We start from the raw sequence: 19230 nt of genomic DNA on the forward strand, positions 1-19230 counted from the left end.
CTTCCCGGTTGTGTTATTCAACCGGGAAGATTATCCGGAAAGTTTTCTTATTGCCTGAAATAAAATATCATGAAGGTCGATCAGCAATCATTTCATCGTCTTTTTCCTGTAATTGTTTCAGCGCTGATGCTGTTGTGTCAGTCCTGTAACTCCGGTAAGGATTCATCGGGAGAAACTGCAGTAACGGGAAAGGGTAAACTAAAACTCAATTTCAGGAACGATTCCATTATCAGGAAACCCAATTTTGAAGGAGACAACTGGCATACAACCTGGGCATCTGACGGTAATCAATATGTATTGCAATGTGATGGCCAGGGTTATAACACACAGATCTGGAAACTTATTGGTAAACCATCGGACTTCAGGTTTGAAGAAGTTTTCTCGCATCCTGGTCCGAAAGAAAAGCCCCACGAGCGTTATTACGGATTCGGTATTCTCGGTGTAGGACCAAATATCTATCATTATTTTTCTACGCCTGATAAATGGTATACAGATCCTCCATGGAATTTTATCGGTACAAAACTCGTCTATTCGCCGGACACCGGAAAAACCTGGCACAACCAGGATCAGTCTACGCCGATCGTATTTGAAGAGACCAATCAACGAAGCAAATCGAACATGGCTTTCTTCAAAGAGGAAGACAATTCATTTTCCTTACTTACGATGTTACAGATGGGAAAAGGTTATGAAGACAATACGGACGGTTACGTATATGTGTACTCGCCAAATGGAGGAACCGAAGGTAAAATGAATCAGTTGGTGATGTTCCGCGTACCAAAAGATAAAATCCTTCAACGTGGTGAATACGAATTCTTTACTGGAACTGCAGATAACGGTAGTGCGAACTGGTCAAAAAATATCCAGGAAAGAAAACCGGTGGCAACATTTCCTTCCGGATATGTCAACCGTTTAAAGCATCCGTATTCCTGGCATCCGAGTGTGGTGTATAATAAGCCTCTGGATATTTACATGATGTCCAACTGGGGTGTGGGGGTTGATACCTCAGGAATGTGGTTTACAAAACCTACTTATCTCGGAATATGGACTTCAAAAACACCATGGGGGCCATGGGAACAGATTCATGAAGATAAAGCCTGGTTTCCGCCGGGAGGAACTCCTGAAGGGCAGACTTATCAGCCACAGATCATGCCGGGTTGGATAGCAGCAGATGGTAAATCATTCTGGCTTTCATGGACACAGTATCCGAAAGGATATTATTTCCAGACACAGCGGGTTGATATTGAAGTGCAGGAATGAGGTGACTGCTTGTATGGAAAGCGAGTCAATAACAGGGAATTTTTGCTCTTAAATAAAGTCATATTCAGTCGTCTAATACGGTTAATAGTAAGTTGCGGTATTTCTATACCGGAACTTCTTTTTTACGTTTCACGTTAAACGTTGAACGTTCAACCTAGCTTCTTCCCCCGCGGCTAGGGTTTCTTTGCCTGTTCTTAATCATATTCTACAATGAGAAAAATATTCGCTGGTTTACCTATTGCACTTTTTTTTAGCCTGACAGTTTCTGCACAGACTGAACCTGAAATGATCAAAGTGAAAGGAGGATCTTTTATGATGGGTGATAGTAAAGGTGGTGGTGATCCCGATGAAAAGCCCGTTCACAAGGTTACGCTATCGGATTATGAAATTGGTAAAACAGAAATTACGGTTAAGCAATGGCGTGAGTATACTACGCTCGCGAATCTGAAGATGCCTGATGCGCCCGCCTGGGGCTGGAATGATGATCATCCGATGGTAAACGTAACCTGGGAAGAAGCAACAGCCTATTGCGTATGGCTGAGTGGCAAAACCGGCAAAGTATATCGTCTGCCAACAGAAGCCGAATGGGAATATGCTGCCCGTGGCGGAGCTTCCTCAAAAAATAATTTGTATGCAGGGAGTAATGAGCTGGACGAAGTTGGATGGTATCGTGAGAACAGTAAAGGATCAACGCACCCCGTAGCCGGGAAGAAAGCAAATGAGCTGGGCATTTTCGATATGAGTGGAAATGCATGGGAATGGTGCAGCGACCTTTTGGATGAATACAGTGCATCCCCGGCAACAAATCCAACAGGTTCAACAAATAGTGTTTTCAGAATCAGGAGGGGAGGAAGTTGGGATGATATTGCCAAACGAGCCAGACCGACTTATCGTATTGGTAATTCTCCACGGAGAAGTTATCATTCACTTGGCTTCAGAGTAGTCCGTGCTTCCAGGTAATAAATCATTCTTCGTTGTAAACAAGTATAAATCATGACTCATGCCTAAAGCAACAAAACGAAATCCGCTGTTACACTTCGCATCATTGTTAATAATTCCTGCGGTATTTTCCTGCGGCGGCGAACAGAAAGAGAAAGAGAAAACAGAAACAGGCGCGGCAACAGAAATTACTTCAAAGCCGATTGTCGATATCCGCTTTGATTCTTCCTACTTGCAAATTCCTAACAGTGTAGGTGATGAGTGGGCCCCGACCTGGGGACGTGACGATGTATTGTTTACAGGGAATGACGATGGATCAAGTTTTGGTCCGGGTAAAAATAATAATCTCGCTTTTGGAAAACTGGAAGGAAGCAGTCCTTATAATCTGACAGGTACTACAATAAATCCGATGAATGAGTATGGTTATGCCGGCGAATTAAAAGCAGACAGCGCCAGTTGGAAAACCATGAACAGTTATAGTGTTGATGGCGTTTTGTACATGTTTGTTACACGTTGTTTATACCCTGAAAAATCGGGTGACACAGCCAATCGTCATGTATTCAGAAGTTCCAGTATTATCAAATCAGTAGATGGTGGAAAAACCTGGACGCGCTCTGAAAAAGAAAATTATGATCAGCCCATGTTTCCGGGCAAAAGATTCGGTGCGCCTTATTTTGTGTGGTTTGGAAAAGATGGCGAAGGATCTGTCGACAACGCCGACAAATACGTATACGCTGTTTCAAACAACGGACATTTCGAAAGTGGTGATAATTACATCATCGGCAGAGTACTCAAATCGAAACTCGCTGATCTCAATGCTGCTGACTGGACATTTTATAAATCCGGAGATGGTATGAACGACGCCAGCTGGGTTGCGAATATGGACGACGCTGGTCACATACTTACGAACACCGGTAACTCCAGCATGACAGGGATGACTTATATCCCTGGTCTGAACAGGTATATCATGGTTGTGTGGCACTATACCACCTATAATCTCAGAACTGATCCAAGAACCATCAATGAATTTTATGAGGCGCCTAAACCGTGGGGACCATGGACGAAATTTAAAACGCTTGATACTAAGGAGTTGGGTTGGTATGTACCTATCGTGGGACAGCGTTTCCAGGAGAAAGTAGATGATAAAACGGTGAAGGCAATCCTGTATCCCACGGGTAATTATCAGAAAAAAGAATTGTATAAGCTTAATTATATACCTGTTACTATTTCGACAGAACCCTTGCAGCATAAGGATCCGCTGTATGTCGGTGGCCGATGATTTAAAATTACCCAGAGAAATATTTAACATGTATATACAAGTTGTCCGCTTAATTTTTATATTTGTTGCATGAAAACAGAAAATGAACTGGTACTGAGCAAAGCTGATAAGAATAAAGCCGCTGCGCGTTTACTGGAAATGTATGAGCAGATGTTTCTGCTGAGGAGTTATGAAGAAAAAATTTACTTCCTGTTTCTTGAAGGTGTGATGCCAGGTACGATTCACCAAAGCCAGGGCCAGGAAGCTTGTGCGGTTGGGATGTTATTTGATTTGCGAAAGGAAGATTACATGACTTCTACCCATCGCCCGGCAGGTCATTGTCTTGCAAAAGGAGTTTCGCTTGATTCAATGATGGCGGAAATGTTTGCAAAGTCGACAGGGTGTTGCAAAGGAAAAGGAGGTGCAATGCATACGGGTGATATCAGTGTCGGCGCAATTCCTGCAATTGCGATTACTGCAGGTGGAATGCCCGTAGCAGTAGGTGTAGGGCTCAGTTGTAAAATGCGAAGAACGGACAATGTTGTGGTTTGTTTTTTTGGTGATGGAGCAAGCAATGAAGGTGCATTCCATGAAGCAATGAATGCTGCTGCAATCTGGAAGCTACCGGTGGTGTTTGTTTGTGAGAATAATTTTTACGGAGCTTCCACCCATATCAAACTCGTAACGAATATTGAGAATATAGCAGATCGGGCTTCAGCTTACGGCATGCCTGGTGAGGTTGTGGAAGGCAATGACGTTGAGCTTGTAAATGAGGCTGCTACCCGCGCCATTGCAAGAGCGAGAAAAGGTGAAGGTCCAACAATTATCGAACTGAAAACCTATCGCCGTTGCGGGCACTCACGTAATGATGCCTGTGCATACCGCGATAAGGTGGAGGAAAAAGAGTGGTATGCAAAAGATCCTTTGATCATTTCTAAAAACCGGATCCTCGAAGAGAAATATGCTACTGCTGAGGAACTGGAACAAATTGAAAAACGCGTTTTACAAAGGATTGAAGACGCTGTTGAATATGCAAAGAATAGTCCGGATCCAAAACCGGAAGATGCCCTGGAACATGTTTACGCTGTTTAAAAGTTGATTAAAAAGAGAAGTCGATTATGGCCAAAATGTCAATTGCAGAAGCTTTGAGAGAAGCAATCCGGGAAGAGATGCGCAGAGATGAGCGCGTGTTTTGCCTTGGGGAAGATATCGATATTCCGGGTGGATTTGGTGGAGCATTTACTGTTACCCTGGGTCTTTCAAAAGAATTCGGTCACGAACGCATATTGGATACTCCTATTTCTGAAATCATGATCGCAGGCGCCGCAGTTGGTGCTGCGATGACCGGCATGATTCCGATAGCTGATGTACAGTACGGTGATTTTTTGTTTTGTATGATGGATCAGCTGGCTGATAACGCAGCAAAGATGACGTATATGTCGGGTGGTACAGTCAGCGTACCTATGGTGATGCGTGCGCCGGTGGGTGCCACTACACGTGGTGCACAGCATGCACAAAGTCTTGAGAGTTTTTTCACGCATGTACCCGGTCTTAAAATTATTTGTCCTTCAACAGCCTACGATGCAAAAGGTTTGTTGAAGACAGCGATCAGGGATAAAAACCCTGTGGTGGTTTTCGAACATAAATTATTGTACGGCAGTAAAGGAAACCGCGCAGAGAAATCAGCGCTTAGCCCTGTCGGTGAGGTTCCCGAAGAAGAATACCTGATTCCCTTTGGAGAGGGGGTGATACGTAGAGAAGGTACTGACATCACCATTGTAGCGAATCTGCTGATGGTATATCGGGCGATGGAAGCTGCAGAGATACTTGAGAAAGAAGGGATCAGCGTTGAAGTAATTGATCCACGTACACTGGTGCCATTCGACTATGAGTTGGTGCTGTCGTCGATTAAGAAAACGTCCAGGTTGATGATCGTTGAAGAAGATACAAGGAGAAATGGCTGGGGGGCAGAAGTTGCTGCACAGATTGCTGAAGATGGATTGTATTATCTCGATGCACCCATTATCCGCGTTGCAACATATGATGTGCCCATTCCTTTTGCGCCTGTGATGGAAAATTTTGTTGTACCGTCGGCCGCACGGATAGCAGAGGCAGCCAGAAAATTAATGAAAGCCTGAAATTAAAATAACTACTATGGCATTAGTTTCGATGACCGGTTTAATGAATCATGCGCTGCAAAACGGGTATGCGGTTGGTTATTTTGAGGCCTGGAATATGGAATCAATCCTTGCTGTAGTTGATGCGGCGGAGAGAACAAATTCGCCGGTCATCATCGGTTTTGGCGGACAATTCATAGGAAGCAAAAAGCGAACCGTCAGGGAAAACATTGAACACTACGGATACCTGGGAAAAGCAATCGCCAAGAATACAAAGCTTCCTGTTGCACTACTACTGAATGAAGCACATACAGTTGATTTGCTGATCAAAGGGTTACACAGCGGGTTTAATGCGATCATGTATGAGTCCCACGATCTCAGTATCGAAGAATTTACATCGCTGAATAAATACCTGGTAAAGACTGCACATTATCTGGGTGCGGTGGTGGAAGCGGAGATCGGACAGTTGCCGGATTCCGATATTTCCAGCAATACCATCAGTAAAGGAGAAAAAACAGATCCCGACCTGGCTGCAAAATTTGTGGAGGAATCGGGAGTAGATGCACTGGCAGTCTCGGTTGGGAATGTTCACCTGCTGGAATCAGGTCATGCTGAAATTGATTTTGATCTGATCCGTTGCCTTCGCAAAAAAGTAAAAGTGCCTTTGGTGCTTCATGGTGGAACTGGTATTTCTGAGGATGATCTCAGGCAGGCCGTCTCCTTGGGAATGTGCAAGGTCAATGTGGGCACCATTTTGAAACGAGCGTATCTTAAGTCTATTCAGAATTACCTGGGCAACCACGATGTTGATCATATGGATCCGCACAATGTAATTGGCAGGGGAGGTTCTATGGATATGCTTTGCGGAGCAAGGGAAGCGATTGCGGAAGAAGTAGTAAGATTTATCAAAATTATCGGGAGCGAAAACAAAGCTCACCTAATCTGAAGAGCATATGCTGAGTAAAATATTAATGCCGTCGGGAGGCCAAACAACAGATGAGATGCTTATTCAGAAATGGAATAAGCACGTAGGCGACACAGTTAAACGCGGTGATATTTTATTTGAAATTGAAACCGATAAGGCAATACTCACCGTTGAAAGTTTCGCGGAAGGAGTTTTGCTGGAAGTGAGATTTCCCGAGGGAGTAATGGTGAAAGTGGGAGAAGTGGTAGCGCTGATAGGAAATCCCGGCGACCTGGACCAGGAGAAGAAGGAGAATCAAAAACAGAAACAGGAAGAGAAGGTAGATCGGAAAGAAAAGAGAGACGCTGTTGTAAATAAAGAACTGGTCGCTGAAACAGACACTCCCGCGAGGTTTAATGGCAGCAAAAAAATCCTTGCATCTCCATTGGCCAAAAGTCTTGCAAAAATTGAAAAGATTGATCTCGAAAAAGTAGCTCGTTTCGTTTCGGGTAACCTGATAAAGAAAGCAGATATCAGCAGATATCTCCGGGAACAAACAAAGGCGCCTGTAGAAACAGAAATAGAATCCGATCACTATTTCATCGATAACTCGCAGATCCGCAAAACGATTGCAAAAAGAATGCGTGAGAGTCTTAACACGGCTCCGCACTATGTGATCAGTGTCGATGTGGACATGACTGCTGCCATCGCACTCAGGAATAAGCTCAATAAAAACGGACTTTCTAAACAGGGATTGAAAGTAAGTTTTAATGATCTGCTGATGAAAGTCGTCGCAAAAGCTGTTGAGAGTGCTCCTTTGGTGAATGCCAGTTTCTCTGAAAATAAACTGAAGGTCTTCAGAAATGTAAATATCGGTCTTGCAGTCGCTACAGAAACAGGGATCATTGTTCCTGTAGTACATAACGTCAACAAAAAATCGATTGCTGAAATCACTGCAGATAGTTCGAGGAGTATTGCCCGGGTAAAAAACAACCAGCTTACCGAATCAGAATTGCAGGGCGGAACGATTACGATTTCAAATCTCGGCATGTTTGGTATAGACAGATTTACTGCCATCATCAATCAACCTGAAAGTTGTATTCTTGCCGTAGGTGGAATCAGCAAAAAGCCAGTGGTAGTGAATGATGCAGTAGTGATCAGGGATATCATGAATATCACCGCATCATTCGATCATCGGATCATCGACGGCGCCGTCGGCGCGCCGTTTTTGCAAAAAGTGAGGGAGTTGCTGGAAGATCCGGAGTTGTTGTTGTATTGAGGAAAAGAATTCAGGCAGGAGTGAGAAGGCAGGAGAGATAGTGAATAGAATAATAGTACTAAGTAAAATGAATTGCAATAGTTTTTGGGTGTCAATAAGATTTTCTTGAAAGCTTGTTACAATATTCTAAATTTCTAATTCTCCTGCCTCCTTACTCCTGCCTCCTGCCTAAAAAATAAACCATGCTCAAGCCATCCGAAATAGAAGAAGCCCGTATCCGTGCCGTTCAGTACTATGATCGTGCAGGATTGGTACTCACAGAAGCGGAAAAAAACCAAATAGAAATTGCTGATTTCGGACTAAGCGATTTATACAGGATCGGTCTCGAAGTGCTGGTGTATGTGAATACAGAAAGAGTTTGTGCGAAAGAGCTGGTGATGTTTCCCGGGCAGACCTGTCCCGAACATATTCATCCTACAAAAAATGGAATACCTGGAAAAGAAGAGACGTTTCGTTGTCGCTGGGGTAAAGTTCATTTGTACGTCAGCGGCCCGAAAAACAGCGAACCTTTCACGGATGGGCTGGATGATCATGCGCAATATTTAAAAGTGGCCCATGAAGTTGTATTATTGCCGGGGGAACAGTATACCATTATGCCGGATACCTGGCACTGGTTTCGTTCAGGAGAAGAAGGTGCTGTGGTTTCTGAATTTTCAACTATGAGTACAGACGACCAGGATATTTTTTCAGATCCGCGGATCAACAGGTTTACTGTAGTCGACGAAGCTTAATCATATGGCGGCAAAAAAATCCGGAATTATTTGTGCGGGCATTCTTTGTGCCGATGTGCTCGGTAAAACTATTGATCAGCTTCCGGAAAAAGGAAAGCTGAGTCTTGTCGACAAAATTACTTTACAGGTGGGTGGTTGCGCTGCGAATGTAGCCATCAGTCTCGCGAAAATCGGGTTACAACCAACGATTGTAGGAAAAATAGGTGATGATAGTCTTGGTAAATTTCTGCTGGATACTCTGCAGAAAGATGAGGTTGATACTTCCGGTTTGAAAGTAGATGACGCTGTTTCTACTTCTGCATCCATGGTGATGATCTCTACTGACGGGGAACGTTCCATAATCCATTCCTTTGGAGCTAATAGTCATTTTGCATTTGAAGATATTGATCTCGGTGTTGTTGCTGATGCAAAAGTATTGTTGATTGCGGGCACTTTTCTGATGCCTTCATTTGATGGTGAAGGAACAAGGAAACTGTTGAAGTATGCAAAAGAAAAAGGATTGATCTGTTGCATGGATACCGCCTGGGATTCGAAAGGGGAGTGGATGAAAAAAATTGAATCTTCACTCGAATATCTTGATTGGTTTATGCCCAGTTACGATGAGGCATTTGAGTTAACAAATCTTAGGGCGCCGGAAGATATGGCAGCTGTTTTCTTCAGCAAAGGCGTGAAAAATGTAATTATCAAACTGAATGCAGAAGGATGTTATGTGCAGGAACAAGGTAAGGAAGGATTTATTGTTCCTTCTTTCAATCGGGTGCAAGCTGTCGATAGTTCAGGCGCCGGTGATTCGTTCTGTTCAGGATTTCTGACCGGCCTTCATGAAGGCTGGGATGTGCGGAAGTCTGCGCGCTTTGCAAATGCAGTCGGAGCGCATTGTATCATGAAGATCGGGACAACAGCTGGGATTAAATCCAAAGAGGAGATACTTCGGTTTATTGAAGAATATGAGGCTGAGATAATAGCATAGTTTATAAGTTTATAGTTTTTTTTAAAGGCAAAACACAGAGGGATACAGAGAAACAGCCCACAGAGCAAATGCAGAGGATTGACTCGGCTGTTGCTCTGTGAAAACTCGGCTTCTTCTCTGTGGTTTGTCTTTTTACGAACATCCCACAGAAAACTCTCTTCCATTAATGGGGTTCTTCACATTGAAAAACATTTCTGCAAATTTAATTTGCTATAAAATGGACAATGAAAGAGAATGAACTCACGCAACTTGTAATAGGTAAGGCAATTGAAGTGCATAATGATGTTGGTCCGGGAGTCTTTGAACATGTTTATAAAGAATATCTTGCGTTATTGCTTAGAGAATCGGGCCTTCTGGTTGAGCAGGAGAAACCTATTCCTTTTATAAGAAGGGGAATTAAACTTAACTGTGGTTATCGGATGGATCTTCTGGTAGAGAATAAGTTAGTACTGGAGATTAAAAGTGTTGAAGCAATTAATGATGCTCATTTAGCCCAATTACTCACTTATTTGAGATTGGGTAACTATCACCTTGGTTTAATTATCAATTTCAACGTTGTAAAATTGAAATCTGGAATTCGTAGAGTGATAAATGGACACGAACCGTTAATTTTTAGGGCCACCTGACTTTATCATTGCATATCAATCTCCAAATTGAATCTCAAGAACCCGTTTATCACTAAACTTCGCATTGATCCATAAAGTACTTCCATCCCATTGATATTTATCAGCTGCCAATGCAACACCATTCAAACTGATCTTCTTAATCTCCTTCGATGCAAATTTTATTTCAAATGCTGGATTCACGCACCAGCTTTGAGGCTGGATAGTGATGTTTAATTTTTTACTGTCGGCAATCAATTTAAAAGCTCTTCTCTCAGATGCATATCCATCCGGTTCCTGGCGTCCCCCTTTAACTGTCAACGTCGCCGGCTGTGCGAAACTCCTGGATGTTTCCAGCAATGACTGATCAGATTCATCCGTCATCCCGATCAGCCAGACCCAGGTTTCTTCACGCATCGGTTTTACAACACCCAATGCATCTCTCGTTTCAAAAGTTTTTGAACGGATCGGCTCAGGTCTTTTATTGGCGAAGGTGATGAGTGAATTATGTGAAGGTCCCGTCCAGATAGATTCACTTATGCTTCTTCCTGTATTAAACCCCTGGCTCAATGGCCAATGGCCGCCCCAGTATGCCGGAGTTACAACAAGACCCTGGTCCTTGAAAGGTGCGAATGCCCAGGGTTTTTTGTGCAACAGCGGACTAAAACTAAATGCAGTCAGCGGTTCTTTTTTGTGAATTTTCATCCGGTAGATTACAGGATCACCAAGGGTTTTCCATGTGGTATCTTTTTCAGGAAGCGAAAGCGATGCAGATTTTCCTGTTTGATATGAAATAATCTGCATAGGTTTTTCGGGCATGACATCAAATGGCAATGCAGCCGGTGGTGCAAGAAGAATAAATTCGGCAACCTCATATTCTGCAACAGGCAAACAGGTCAATGTAAGTACACGTGTTCCCAGTCCGTCAGGATAGAAATAATAATCTTCCTGTGCAAAATCACCATTCACTTTATAGTTGAAATCGCATGACTGATAGTTCCATCGTACATGCACACGGGCATTGGTGTTTTCAATAACTTCAACTTTTCCATAACGAAGCTGTTTGTCCATCAATGGTTCCGGGCAATCTTTAAACCCATCCAGCGGAGAAATTCTTTCAGCCCATTCATAACTCAGACCTGTATTGTATTTGCTCACCCAGACAGGGATATAGCTTGCACCGCGCCAGAAAACCCAGCGTGAACCATTGGGTAGAAAAACAACATAGTCCTTCTTCTCAGGAGACCATGCAGAATCGTAACTGAAGGGTTGATTTTTCCCATCAACTATATTGGTGATCGGCATATCGTACCTCAGTTTCATTTCTGCTACTCCGAAACCCGGAAGCTTTTGCATTTTCTGCACCAGCATTACATGTACTCCTTTCTCCCACACTTTTGTTCCACTGGCATCTTTCACGGTTAAATGCAACGAATCAGTTTCCAGGTTGTTCGATGTCGTTGGAAGAGGAATTGCAACGGAAGTTTTTTTATTTCCCAATAGTGAAATGGATTTCGTTACTGCTTTTTCCGGCTGTGATGTAAACCATGCCTTTACTTCAAATTTTTCAGTCCCTCTTTTTCTGCTGATCAGCGCCAGATCTGCAAAAGACTGCTGCCCGCCATTGATTACCAGCCAATTGGCTGGCGCCAGGATGACACCCATATCAATCGGATGTTTAAACGCAGCAGGCCTTGTGGCAGCATCACACTCAAACACAGGCAGCGAGGGCTTGCTTCTTGCCAGCTCTTTCCACTGCCCGCTGGTCGTTTTACCCTGTACTATAATTTCATCAGCCGATTCCTGTATGGTGAGCCTCGATGAGTCTGATTTTGATCCGGTAAAACTGATCGTTTCAGTAGCTAATTTCTGTCCATTGGAAAGAGAAGTCAGTTGGTATGCTGAAAGCCGTGAGCCATTGCCCGGAATGGTAATGATCACATCCATCGATCTGCCGACCCTGTCCAATCCAAAAGGTGGCCTCCAGGCATGTACAGGCTCAAAGTTGATCGTTGCTGTTTCATTTCCCGTTTGACTGTAACCTCCGGAAAAAAAAATGACGCTGCAAAAAAATGAAAGTAAAATACCGGATATCTTTCCGTTGGAATAAGAACACATGGCAAACTGTTTTTTGGATAGAACAATGAATGGTGTATCGCAGGTAAAAAACGCAGTTCAGTCGATAGAACGGTTAGGAGTAATGCGAATGTACATAAACATGTCTATACAACTTAAATTTATTTTTTTAGGTGGAATTGTTAAAAAAACGATATTTATTCAATTTTTAAAAAATACTAACCTTAATTTTTAGTGAATGCAAAAGGGCGACACGACACCTTTATACCGTAAGCTCATCGAGGATCTTAAAAAAGCGATCGAAGAAGGAAAATATAAAAAAGGAGAACTTCTCCCTTCAGAAAATGATTTGTGCAAAACATATCATACAACAAGACCCACGGTCAGGCAGGCGCTCTCCGAATTAACAAATTCTGGTCTGATTGTACGGCAGCAGGGCAAGGGTAGTATCGTGGCTGAGCCCAGGCGAGGTCTTGGCATTTTATCGGTAAGCGGTGTAACAGCGGGCGTCGGTGACCAGAACCTGAAAACGGTGATCCTGGAGAAACCAGTCAAACAAAACTGGCCACCGGAACTGCAGGGCCAGTTGAGTTATGAAGAGCAGGCTGCCGGTTGTATTTTCTTTACACGTCTTCGGAATATCAATAACGTTCCGATTTTATTTGAAGAAACTTTTCTTTCTGATATCAATCTTCCAAGGTTCACATCCCGCAGCCTGGAAAATCGTTCATTCCTGAAAGTACTTAACGAACATTACCAAGTGGAAGTCATTGGAGGCGAACAAAAAATCTGGGCCGTTGCTGCAGATAAAAACAAATCAAAACTGCTCAAATTAAAAGCCGGCAGTCCAATCGTTCATATGAAGCGCAAGCTTAAAACAAATGTCCGGGACCTGAATATTTATTCCTGGTTGTATTGTAATACGGAGAACTATTATCTGGATGATTATTTCTAGGCAGCAGGCAGTCTCACTATTAGCGCGACGCTAATGTTTCTTTAAAAATAACATAGATCGTCTGGGTTATAGCCTCTAAGACTCAAAGACTGTAAGGCAGCCCGAAGCAAATCTTTGAGCAACCTTCGAGTCTTGGAGACTTCCCGGCAAAAGGTGGTTATATAGTAGGGGTATGGAGGCAGGAGAATTAGTGGAAATGGAATAGTGACAATCTTCAATTTTAAAGCTTTTATGAATGCGACGTAATAAAATCTTCCGTAAATTTTTTGCTCGCTGAATTTTGTTTTTAAAAATTCGAAATCAAATCTGGCTGTGATCATCAGCTTTTCATAATTCAATTTTGGTATTTTCTCTGATTAACCAGTGCGACAACTTTTTACCTATTATTCCTTTTTCATTTAAGTACGAAAAGATCATCCGCGGGCATTTACGTCTAACTTTCAACGTTTAACTTTCAAACTTAAAAATTATCTTGTATATACAAGTTGAACCTCCTATCTTTACTTCGCACGTTGAAATTCTAAAACTAAAACTATGGCGATTGCTGACAATGCTTCATTGATAGAAGCGCGGGTAAATACTTCGCGGCAACTGGGAAATAATAAATCATTGGTTTTGCATGGAGGTGGCAATACATCAGTTAAGGTCACCGAAAAGAATATTCTCGGGGAAGAAGAAGAGATATTGTATGTGAAGGGTAGCGGCTGGGACCTGGAGACGATAACAGCTGATGGGTTTTCTCCTGTACGATTAAATCACCTGAAAAAACTTGCCGAACTCTCAGAGCTGCCTGATTCAGTGATGGTCAACGAGCTGGTTACCCATCTGAAAAAATCCAGTGCACCGGTTCCCTCAGTGGAGGCTATCTTACATGCAATTATACCTTACCGTTATGTAGATCATACCCATGCTGATGCTTTTGTTGCGATTTCGAATTCAAAGAATGGAGATGAAATTGTAAGAAAAATCTATGGCGATACTGTTGTATACGTTCCCTACATCATGCCGGGCTTCGATCTTTCACGACTTGCTGCAGAAATACTGAAGAAAGAACTTACTCCTGACAAAAAAGGAATGGTTCTGTTGAACCATGGCGTGTTTTCATTTGGCGATACTGCAGAAGAATCATACAACAGGATGATCGAACTGGTAAAACAGGCAGAAGACTATCTAAAGGAAAATGCTAACGTAAACAGCGAATCGCCAGAGGCTAAACAGGATGATCAGACGGCCATTGAATTTGCTGATCTGAGGCTTGAAATTTCTAAGGCAGCAGGAGTTCCGTTAATTGTGAAGAGAGTGGATGATGCAAAGTCGATGAGTTTTGTTTCGCGGGAAGATCTTGCATCGATATCTACACAGGGGCCAGCAACTCCCGACCATGTGATCCGTACAAAGAGGTTGCCTCTGGTGGGAAGGGATGTCGGGAAATACGTCTCTGAATACAAAAACTATTTCGAAGCAAACGAGCCTTTAGCGAAAGAAAGGAAAAAAATTCTTGACCCCGCGCCACGTGTAGTTCTTGATCCGGTGTTTGGTGTTTGTGCCGTTGGTAAAACTGCGAAAGATGCACAGATCGTTGCAGATATCTATGATCATACGATTGATATTATACAATGGGCAACCGAACTTGGCGGATACAAAGCACTTCCTGCAAAAGATATCTTCGATGTGGAATACTGGGAGCTTGAACAGGCAAAACTTTCCAAAGCGGGAAAAGGACCTGCATTCACCGGAGAAGTTGCGATTGTTACAGGCGCTGCTTCCGGCATTGGTAAGGCATGTGCTGATTCATTATTGAAAAGAGGTGCCGCAGTGGTCGGTATTGATCTCAATTCATCAGTAAAAGAACTTTTTAAATCAAATGCGTACCTGGGATTGGTTTGTGATGTAACTGATCAGCAACAAATAAAAGATGTACTCAGGAAAACAGTGTTTGCATTTGGGGGATTGGATATCCTTCTGTTAAATGCAGGAATATTCCCTCCAAGCAGCAGAATCGAAGGTATGGCGCTCAGCGATTGGCAGAAAGTAATGCGCATCAATCTCGACGCAAATTTTATTTTGATGCATGAAGCATATCCATTTCTGAAAAAAGCATTTCGGGGAGGACGTATTGCCATCATCGGATCCAAAAATGTTCCTGCTCCAGGACCTGGCGCTGCCGCATATTCAGCTTCAAAAGCCGCGCTCAACCAACTGGCAAGGGTAGCCGCACTTGAATGGGGAAAAGACAACATCAGGATCAATACAGTTCACCCCAATGCAGTTTTTGATACAGGTATCTGGACGGACGAAGTTCTCGCTGCAAGAGCGAAGAATTACGGACTTACCCTGGAAGAATACAAAAAGAATAATGTCCTGAAAACCGAGATCCGCAGTGCCGATGTCAGTGAACTGGCTGTTGAATTATGCGGAACGCTTTTCGCAAAAACTACGGGCGCACAGATCCCGGTGGATGGTGGGAATGAACGCGTGATATGAGGTATAACGCAGAACGTGTAACGTAAAACGTCAGAGCTCGCGTAACCTGAGTATTGACTAAAAGTGGAAAACATTTTATATTTTTTTGACAGCATTGAAATAGCTTAGGCCTACGTTTAACGTTCAACTTTCAACGATTGCAAATAAACCATCATGGGCTTTGAAATAAAAACCAAAGGAGAAATTTACGATGCCGTAATAGTAGGATCGGGAGCGGGAGGAGGAATGGCTGCGAAAATTCTTTCCGAAGCCGGGCTTAAGGTAGCACTTCTCGAAGCGGGTCCAGATTATGACCCGGCGGATCCTGCGCAGCAGACACAACTGAAATGGCCTTACCAGTCACCGCGGCGCGGTGCGTCAACACCTTTTCGTGCAGGGGGTGATTTTGATGCCGCCTATGGTGGCTGGGAAATTGAAGGAGAACCTTACATGAGAGATGCCGGTACAGAATTCGACTGGTACCGCTCACGGATGATTGGCGGCAGAACAAATCACTGGGGAAGAATCTCCTTACGGTTTGGCCCACACGATTTTAAAAGAAGAAGTCTTGACGGTCTTGGCGAAGACTGGCCTATTTCTTACGAAGAAATAAAACCTTACTATGACCGAGTAGATAAAATGATTGGCGTTTATGGAACCAATCTGAATATGGAGAATGAGCCCGATGGCTTTTTTCTCCCTCCGCCCAAACCACGCCTGCATGAATTACTGATTAAAGAAGCTGGAAATAAAATCAATGTCCCTGTTGTTGCTGCACGTAAGTCTGTTCTGACAAGACCAATCAATGATTCCCGCGGGTCCTGTTTTTTCTGTGCTCAATGCAACAGGGGATGTTCTGTATACGGCGATTTTTCTTCATCATCAGTATTGGTTAAACCTGCGAGAAAAACCGGAAACACGGAGGTTATTGTTAATGCGATGGCACGTGAAGTGTCTGTCGATGCGCAAGGAAAAGCAACTGGTGTATTTTATGTTGATCGCACAGATCTGCAGGAATACCATGTCCGGGGTAAGGTGGTAGTCCTGGCTGCCAGTGCCTGTGAGTCTGCAAGATTGTTGCTGAACAGTAAATCTGCAAACTTTCCTGACGGTCTGGCGAATGGCAGCGGTGTAGTCGGAAAGTATCTTCATGATTCTACCGGTGCCTCCCGGTCTGCATTCATTCCAAAGCTGATGGACAGAAAAAGGTACAATGAAGATGGAACGATCGGGATGCATGTGTATACTCCCTGGTGGCTGGATAATAAAAAGCTTGACTTCGCGCGTGGATATCATATCGAATATGGCGGAGGAATGGGAATGCCGGGTTATGGTTTTGGCGGAGGTATTGAACGTTTCAATGGAAAGTATGGATTGAAGGCAGGCGAAACAAAAAAAGCCGGCGGATACGGTGCTTCTTTGAAAAATGATTACCGGAGATTTTATGGAGCGAATGTTGGATTTGCAGGAAGAGGAGAGAGCATTGCGCTCGAATCAAACAGGTGCGAAATCGATCCGAAAGTAGTGGATAAGTATGGTATACCTGTACTTCGGTTTCATTATCAATGGACAGATCACGAGATCCTGCAGGCGAAACATATGCAGGATACCTTTGAACAGATCATTGATTCTATGGGAGGAATTGCCATGGGCGATAAACCAGGCAAAGAAAATATGTATGGCCTTGCAAAACCCGGACAGATCATTCATGAAGTGGGTACAACAAGAATGGGTAATGATAAAAACAAATCTGTTTTAAATAAAAATTGCCAGGCACACGAAGTGAATAATCTTTTTGTCGTTGATGGGGGACCTTTTGTTTCTCAGGCGGATAAAAATCCAACATGGACAATACTGGCATTGTCGTTAAAGACTTCAGAATTTATTGTTGATCAGTTGAAAAAACAGAACATCTGAAAAAACAAAACGTATGAACAGGAGAGAGACATTAAAAGCGCTCGCAATATCAACGATTGGAACAGGTGCAATTCTTACCGGATGCGACCCCGTCGATAAAACAAAAGCAGCTGAAACTTCAGGTGCTGCCGCTGAATTATTTGGTCAGACACCAGAGGAAATCGAACGAAATAGGAAAATTGCAGCAGAAAAATTTCTCACCGCTGCTGAATTGAGTACAATCACAGTGCTCGGCGACTGGATAATTCCCAAAGATGAAAAATCCGGATCTGCCTCTGATGCTGGCGTTCCTGCATTTATTGATTTTATCGTGAAGGATCAGCCGCGATTGCAAACGCCGATCCGTGGCGGACTTCGCTGGATCGATATGAAGGCTGCCAATATGTATGGGACTTCGTTTACGGGTAGCAGTAAGGAACAACAACAGGTAATCCTCGATCTGATTGCATATCCTGAAGATGTTCTTCCCGAAAACAAACAGGGCGCTGCATTTTTCACGCAACTTCGCAATCTCGTTGCCATGGGATTTTTCAGCAGTAAAATGGGCATTGAGGACATGGGTTACCAGGGCAACAAGCCCAATGCCTGGGATGGCGTGCCTGAGGATGTTCTGAAACAGTACAACCTTGCCTACGACGAACAGACACTAAAAGAATGTCTGAAAATTGAGGATAGAGGTAAGATAATGGAATGGCCGGCTTAGTAGTCGGTACAGGCATGTACACCAGACGCCGTGCATTGCGTTTCTGCGCCTTCAGCATTTCGGCTAGAGATCGTATCGCGCTGTTGCCATTATTCCATTTTTAAATTTTCTAAGTCCTGAGTCCTAAAAAACAATAGAAAGAATTTTCGTTTGATCCGGGAAAGGACGAACGATTTCTACAAAAACAGCCTTCCGATATTGAATTAGTACTAAGGAGTTATCAAGACCGGACCAACCTGATGTGCGATGACATGTACAGGACCTTAACTCATATTCACTCCAAAATAAATATCCGCAACAGGCAGAGCGGTTTCAATTGAACCAATGCTGAGTTCATCCTTGAGCGATTTATATTCTATGAGTTCCCATAACCCTGCTGCATTTATTCGAAATGATTCAATGTGTACTGAAGATGCATCAACCAGGATATATTCTTTCAGTGTCGGAATATCCCTATACAACCGGAATTTCTCACCCTGGTCATAATCCCTCGTGGAAGGTGACAATATTTCAATGATGATAGTCGGTTGAACAACGGAATTTTCATCCACACCTGAAGTAATCATATCACCACAGATGATAGAAATATCAGGATAGGTAAATAGCGAATTTTCCGGAATGTAGACTCTCAGATCCGGGCCAAATGGCTGACATGGCTTTCCCTTCAATCTGGAAAAAAGTTCTCCAAAAATATTAGTAAAGATCCTGTTGTGTCTTTTCCCTGCGCCCGACATTGCCAGTAGCTCACCATGTCCCCCCATAGGAAAGACTTCACCCTTGTAAAATTCATGTTTTTCAGTCGAAGCTTTTTCCCATTCAAGGTATTCCTCGGCGGTGACTTTATTCTTTCCATAAACCGGTATTGGTTCCCTGATTTCCATATAACAAATATACATCATGAATAAGCCGATAGTCGTATGCTAAATGCTTATACCCGGATATCAGCGAAATTAATCAGGCGTAAAGTCATGTGCTCACCACTATCGCTTTCTCTCCTGATGAAGAGCCTCCCGGGTATCGAAGCTTTTCACTTCCCACATTAAACTTTCAACATTTAAC

Annotated in this window: 16 protein-coding genes; 14 read left to right on the plus strand and 2 right to left on the minus strand. The window is 43.3% G+C overall.

The window, feature by feature from the left end:
• Positions 1 to 69: 69 nt before the first annotated feature.
• The 10 genes from P2W82_RS14785 to P2W82_RS14830 all read left to right on the plus strand — a co-directional run bounded on the left by P2W82_RS14785 (position 70) and on the right by P2W82_RS14830 (position 10081).
• Positions 70 to 1257, plus strand: a complete 1188-nt coding sequence (locus P2W82_RS14785) for a hypothetical protein (RefSeq protein WP_336516675.1) — start codon at positions 70 to 72, stop codon at positions 1255 to 1257.
• A gap of 210 nt (positions 1258 to 1467) precedes the next feature.
• The gene (locus P2W82_RS14790; protein ID WP_336516676.1) at positions 1468 to 2217 is read left to right on the plus strand and encodes a formylglycine-generating enzyme family protein; all 750 of its coding nucleotides are present in this window, start codon (positions 1468 to 1470) and stop codon (positions 2215 to 2217) included.
• A 40-nt stretch (positions 2218 to 2257) separates the two neighbouring features.
• Positions 2258 to 3475: a hypothetical protein gene (locus P2W82_RS14795; RefSeq protein WP_336516677.1), complete on the plus strand. Its 1218-nt coding sequence runs from the start codon at positions 2258 to 2260 to the stop codon at positions 3473 to 3475.
• Positions 3476 to 3544: 69 nt separating this feature from the next.
• Complete coding sequence (locus P2W82_RS14800; RefSeq protein WP_336516678.1) at positions 3545 to 4546, plus strand: thiamine pyrophosphate-dependent dehydrogenase E1 component subunit alpha; 1002 nt, start codon at positions 3545 to 3547, stop codon at positions 4544 to 4546.
• Between the two features lie 26 nt (positions 4547 to 4572).
• Complete coding sequence (locus P2W82_RS14805; protein WP_336516679.1) at positions 4573 to 5592, plus strand: alpha-ketoacid dehydrogenase subunit beta; 1020 nt, start codon at positions 4573 to 4575, stop codon at positions 5590 to 5592.
• Positions 5593 to 5608: 16 nt separating this feature from the next.
• Positions 5609 to 6517: a class II fructose-bisphosphate aldolase gene (locus P2W82_RS14810; RefSeq protein WP_336516680.1), complete on the plus strand. Its 909-nt coding sequence runs from the start codon at positions 5609 to 5611 to the stop codon at positions 6515 to 6517.
• A 7-nt stretch (positions 6518 to 6524) separates the two neighbouring features.
• Entirely contained in the window at positions 6525 to 7754 is a 1230-nt protein-coding gene (locus P2W82_RS14815) for a dihydrolipoamide acetyltransferase family protein (RefSeq protein ID WP_336516681.1), read from the plus strand.
• Between the two features lie 182 nt (positions 7755 to 7936).
• Positions 7937 to 8485 (plus strand): D-lyxose/D-mannose family sugar isomerase, encoded by a 549-nt coding sequence (locus P2W82_RS14820; RefSeq protein ID WP_336516682.1) that lies wholly within the window; start codon positions 7937 to 7939, stop codon positions 8483 to 8485.
• Between the two features lie 4 nt (positions 8486 to 8489).
• Positions 8490 to 9455 carry a carbohydrate kinase family protein gene (locus tag P2W82_RS14825; protein ID WP_336516683.1) on the plus strand — a complete coding sequence of 322 codons (966 nt, stop codon included), beginning with the start codon at positions 8490 to 8492 and terminating at the stop codon, positions 9453 to 9455.
• Between the two features lie 224 nt (positions 9456 to 9679).
• Positions 9680 to 10081 (plus strand): GxxExxY protein, encoded by a 402-nt coding sequence (locus P2W82_RS14830; protein WP_336516684.1) that lies wholly within the window; start codon positions 9680 to 9682, stop codon positions 10079 to 10081.
• 15 nt (positions 10082 to 10096) lie between these two features.
• On the opposite strand, the gene P2W82_RS14835 is transcribed toward P2W82_RS14830, so the two are convergent.
• Positions 10097 to 12175, minus strand: coding sequence for a hypothetical protein (locus P2W82_RS14835; protein WP_336516685.1), 2079 nt, complete (start codon positions 12173 to 12175; stop codon positions 10097 to 10099).
• A 196-nt stretch (positions 12176 to 12371) separates the two neighbouring features.
• Here P2W82_RS14835 and P2W82_RS14840 point away from each other — a divergent pair, with 196 nt between their 5' ends.
• From P2W82_RS14840 to P2W82_RS14855, 4 genes are all read left to right on the plus strand, one after another.
• Positions 12372 to 13088, plus strand: a complete 717-nt coding sequence (locus P2W82_RS14840) for a GntR family transcriptional regulator (RefSeq protein ID WP_336516686.1) — start codon at positions 12372 to 12374, stop codon at positions 13086 to 13088.
• A 534-nt stretch (positions 13089 to 13622) separates the two neighbouring features.
• Entirely contained in the window at positions 13623 to 15572 is a 1950-nt protein-coding gene (locus P2W82_RS14845) for a bifunctional aldolase/short-chain dehydrogenase (RefSeq protein ID WP_336516687.1), read from the plus strand.
• A 153-nt stretch (positions 15573 to 15725) separates the two neighbouring features.
• A complete protein-coding gene (locus tag P2W82_RS14850; protein ID WP_336516688.1) occupies positions 15726 to 17468 on the plus strand; it encodes a GMC family oxidoreductase in 1743 nt (580 codons plus the stop codon).
• Between the two features lie 13 nt (positions 17469 to 17481).
• Complete coding sequence (locus tag P2W82_RS14855; RefSeq protein WP_336516689.1) at positions 17482 to 18171, plus strand: gluconate 2-dehydrogenase subunit 3 family protein; 690 nt, start codon at positions 17482 to 17484, stop codon at positions 18169 to 18171.
• Between the two features lie 263 nt (positions 18172 to 18434).
• Here the strand turns inward: P2W82_RS14855 and P2W82_RS14860 are convergent, their stop codons facing one another.
• Positions 18435 to 19052, minus strand: coding sequence for a Uma2 family endonuclease (locus P2W82_RS14860; protein ID WP_336516690.1), 618 nt, complete (start codon positions 19050 to 19052; stop codon positions 18435 to 18437).
• Positions 19053 to 19230 lie beyond the last annotated feature (178 nt).

Origin of the sequence: Pollutibacter soli, assembly GCA_029269725.1 — a bacterium.
Taxonomy (GTDB): Bacteria; Bacteroidota; Bacteroidia; order Chitinophagales; family Chitinophagaceae; genus Pollutibacter; species Pollutibacter soli.

Excerpts from the sequence above, each read along its gene's own strand:
- P2W82_RS14785 (WP_336516675.1), top strand. The coding sequence starts at position 70 with ATGAAGGTCGATCAGCAATCATTTCATCGTCTTTTTCCTGTAATTGTT.
- P2W82_RS14790 (WP_336516676.1), top strand. The coding sequence starts at position 1,468 with ATGAGAAAAATATTCGCTGGTTTACCTATTGCACTTTTTTTTAGCCTG.
- P2W82_RS14795 (WP_336516677.1), top strand. The coding sequence starts at position 2,258 with ATGCCTAAAGCAACAAAACGAAATCCGCTGTTACACTTCGCATCATTG.
- P2W82_RS14800 (WP_336516678.1), top strand. The coding sequence starts at position 3,545 with ATGAAAACAGAAAATGAACTGGTACTGAGCAAAGCTGATAAGAATAAA.
- P2W82_RS14805 (WP_336516679.1), top strand. The coding sequence starts at position 4,573 with ATGGCCAAAATGTCAATTGCAGAAGCTTTGAGAGAAGCAATCCGGGAA.
- P2W82_RS14810 (WP_336516680.1), top strand. The coding sequence starts at position 5,609 with ATGGCATTAGTTTCGATGACCGGTTTAATGAATCATGCGCTGCAAAAC.
- P2W82_RS14815 (WP_336516681.1), top strand. The coding sequence starts at position 6,525 with ATGCTGAGTAAAATATTAATGCCGTCGGGAGGCCAAACAACAGATGAG.
- P2W82_RS14820 (WP_336516682.1), top strand. The coding sequence starts at position 7,937 with ATGCTCAAGCCATCCGAAATAGAAGAAGCCCGTATCCGTGCCGTTCAG.
- P2W82_RS14825 (WP_336516683.1), top strand. The coding sequence starts at position 8,490 with ATGGCGGCAAAAAAATCCGGAATTATTTGTGCGGGCATTCTTTGTGCC.
- P2W82_RS14830 (WP_336516684.1), top strand. The coding sequence starts at position 9,680 with ATGAAAGAGAATGAACTCACGCAACTTGTAATAGGTAAGGCAATTGAA.
- P2W82_RS14835 (WP_336516685.1), bottom strand. The coding sequence starts at position 12,175 with ATGTGTTCTTATTCCAACGGAAAGATATCCGGTATTTTACTTTCATTT.
- P2W82_RS14840 (WP_336516686.1), top strand. The coding sequence starts at position 12,372 with ATGCAAAAGGGCGACACGACACCTTTATACCGTAAGCTCATCGAGGAT.
- P2W82_RS14845 (WP_336516687.1), top strand. The coding sequence starts at position 13,623 with ATGGCGATTGCTGACAATGCTTCATTGATAGAAGCGCGGGTAAATACT.
- P2W82_RS14850 (WP_336516688.1), top strand. The coding sequence starts at position 15,726 with ATGGGCTTTGAAATAAAAACCAAAGGAGAAATTTACGATGCCGTAATA.
- P2W82_RS14855 (WP_336516689.1), top strand. The coding sequence starts at position 17,482 with ATGAACAGGAGAGAGACATTAAAAGCGCTCGCAATATCAACGATTGGA.
- P2W82_RS14860 (WP_336516690.1), bottom strand. The coding sequence starts at position 19,052 with ATGGAAATCAGGGAACCAATACCGGTTTATGGAAAGAATAAAGTCACC.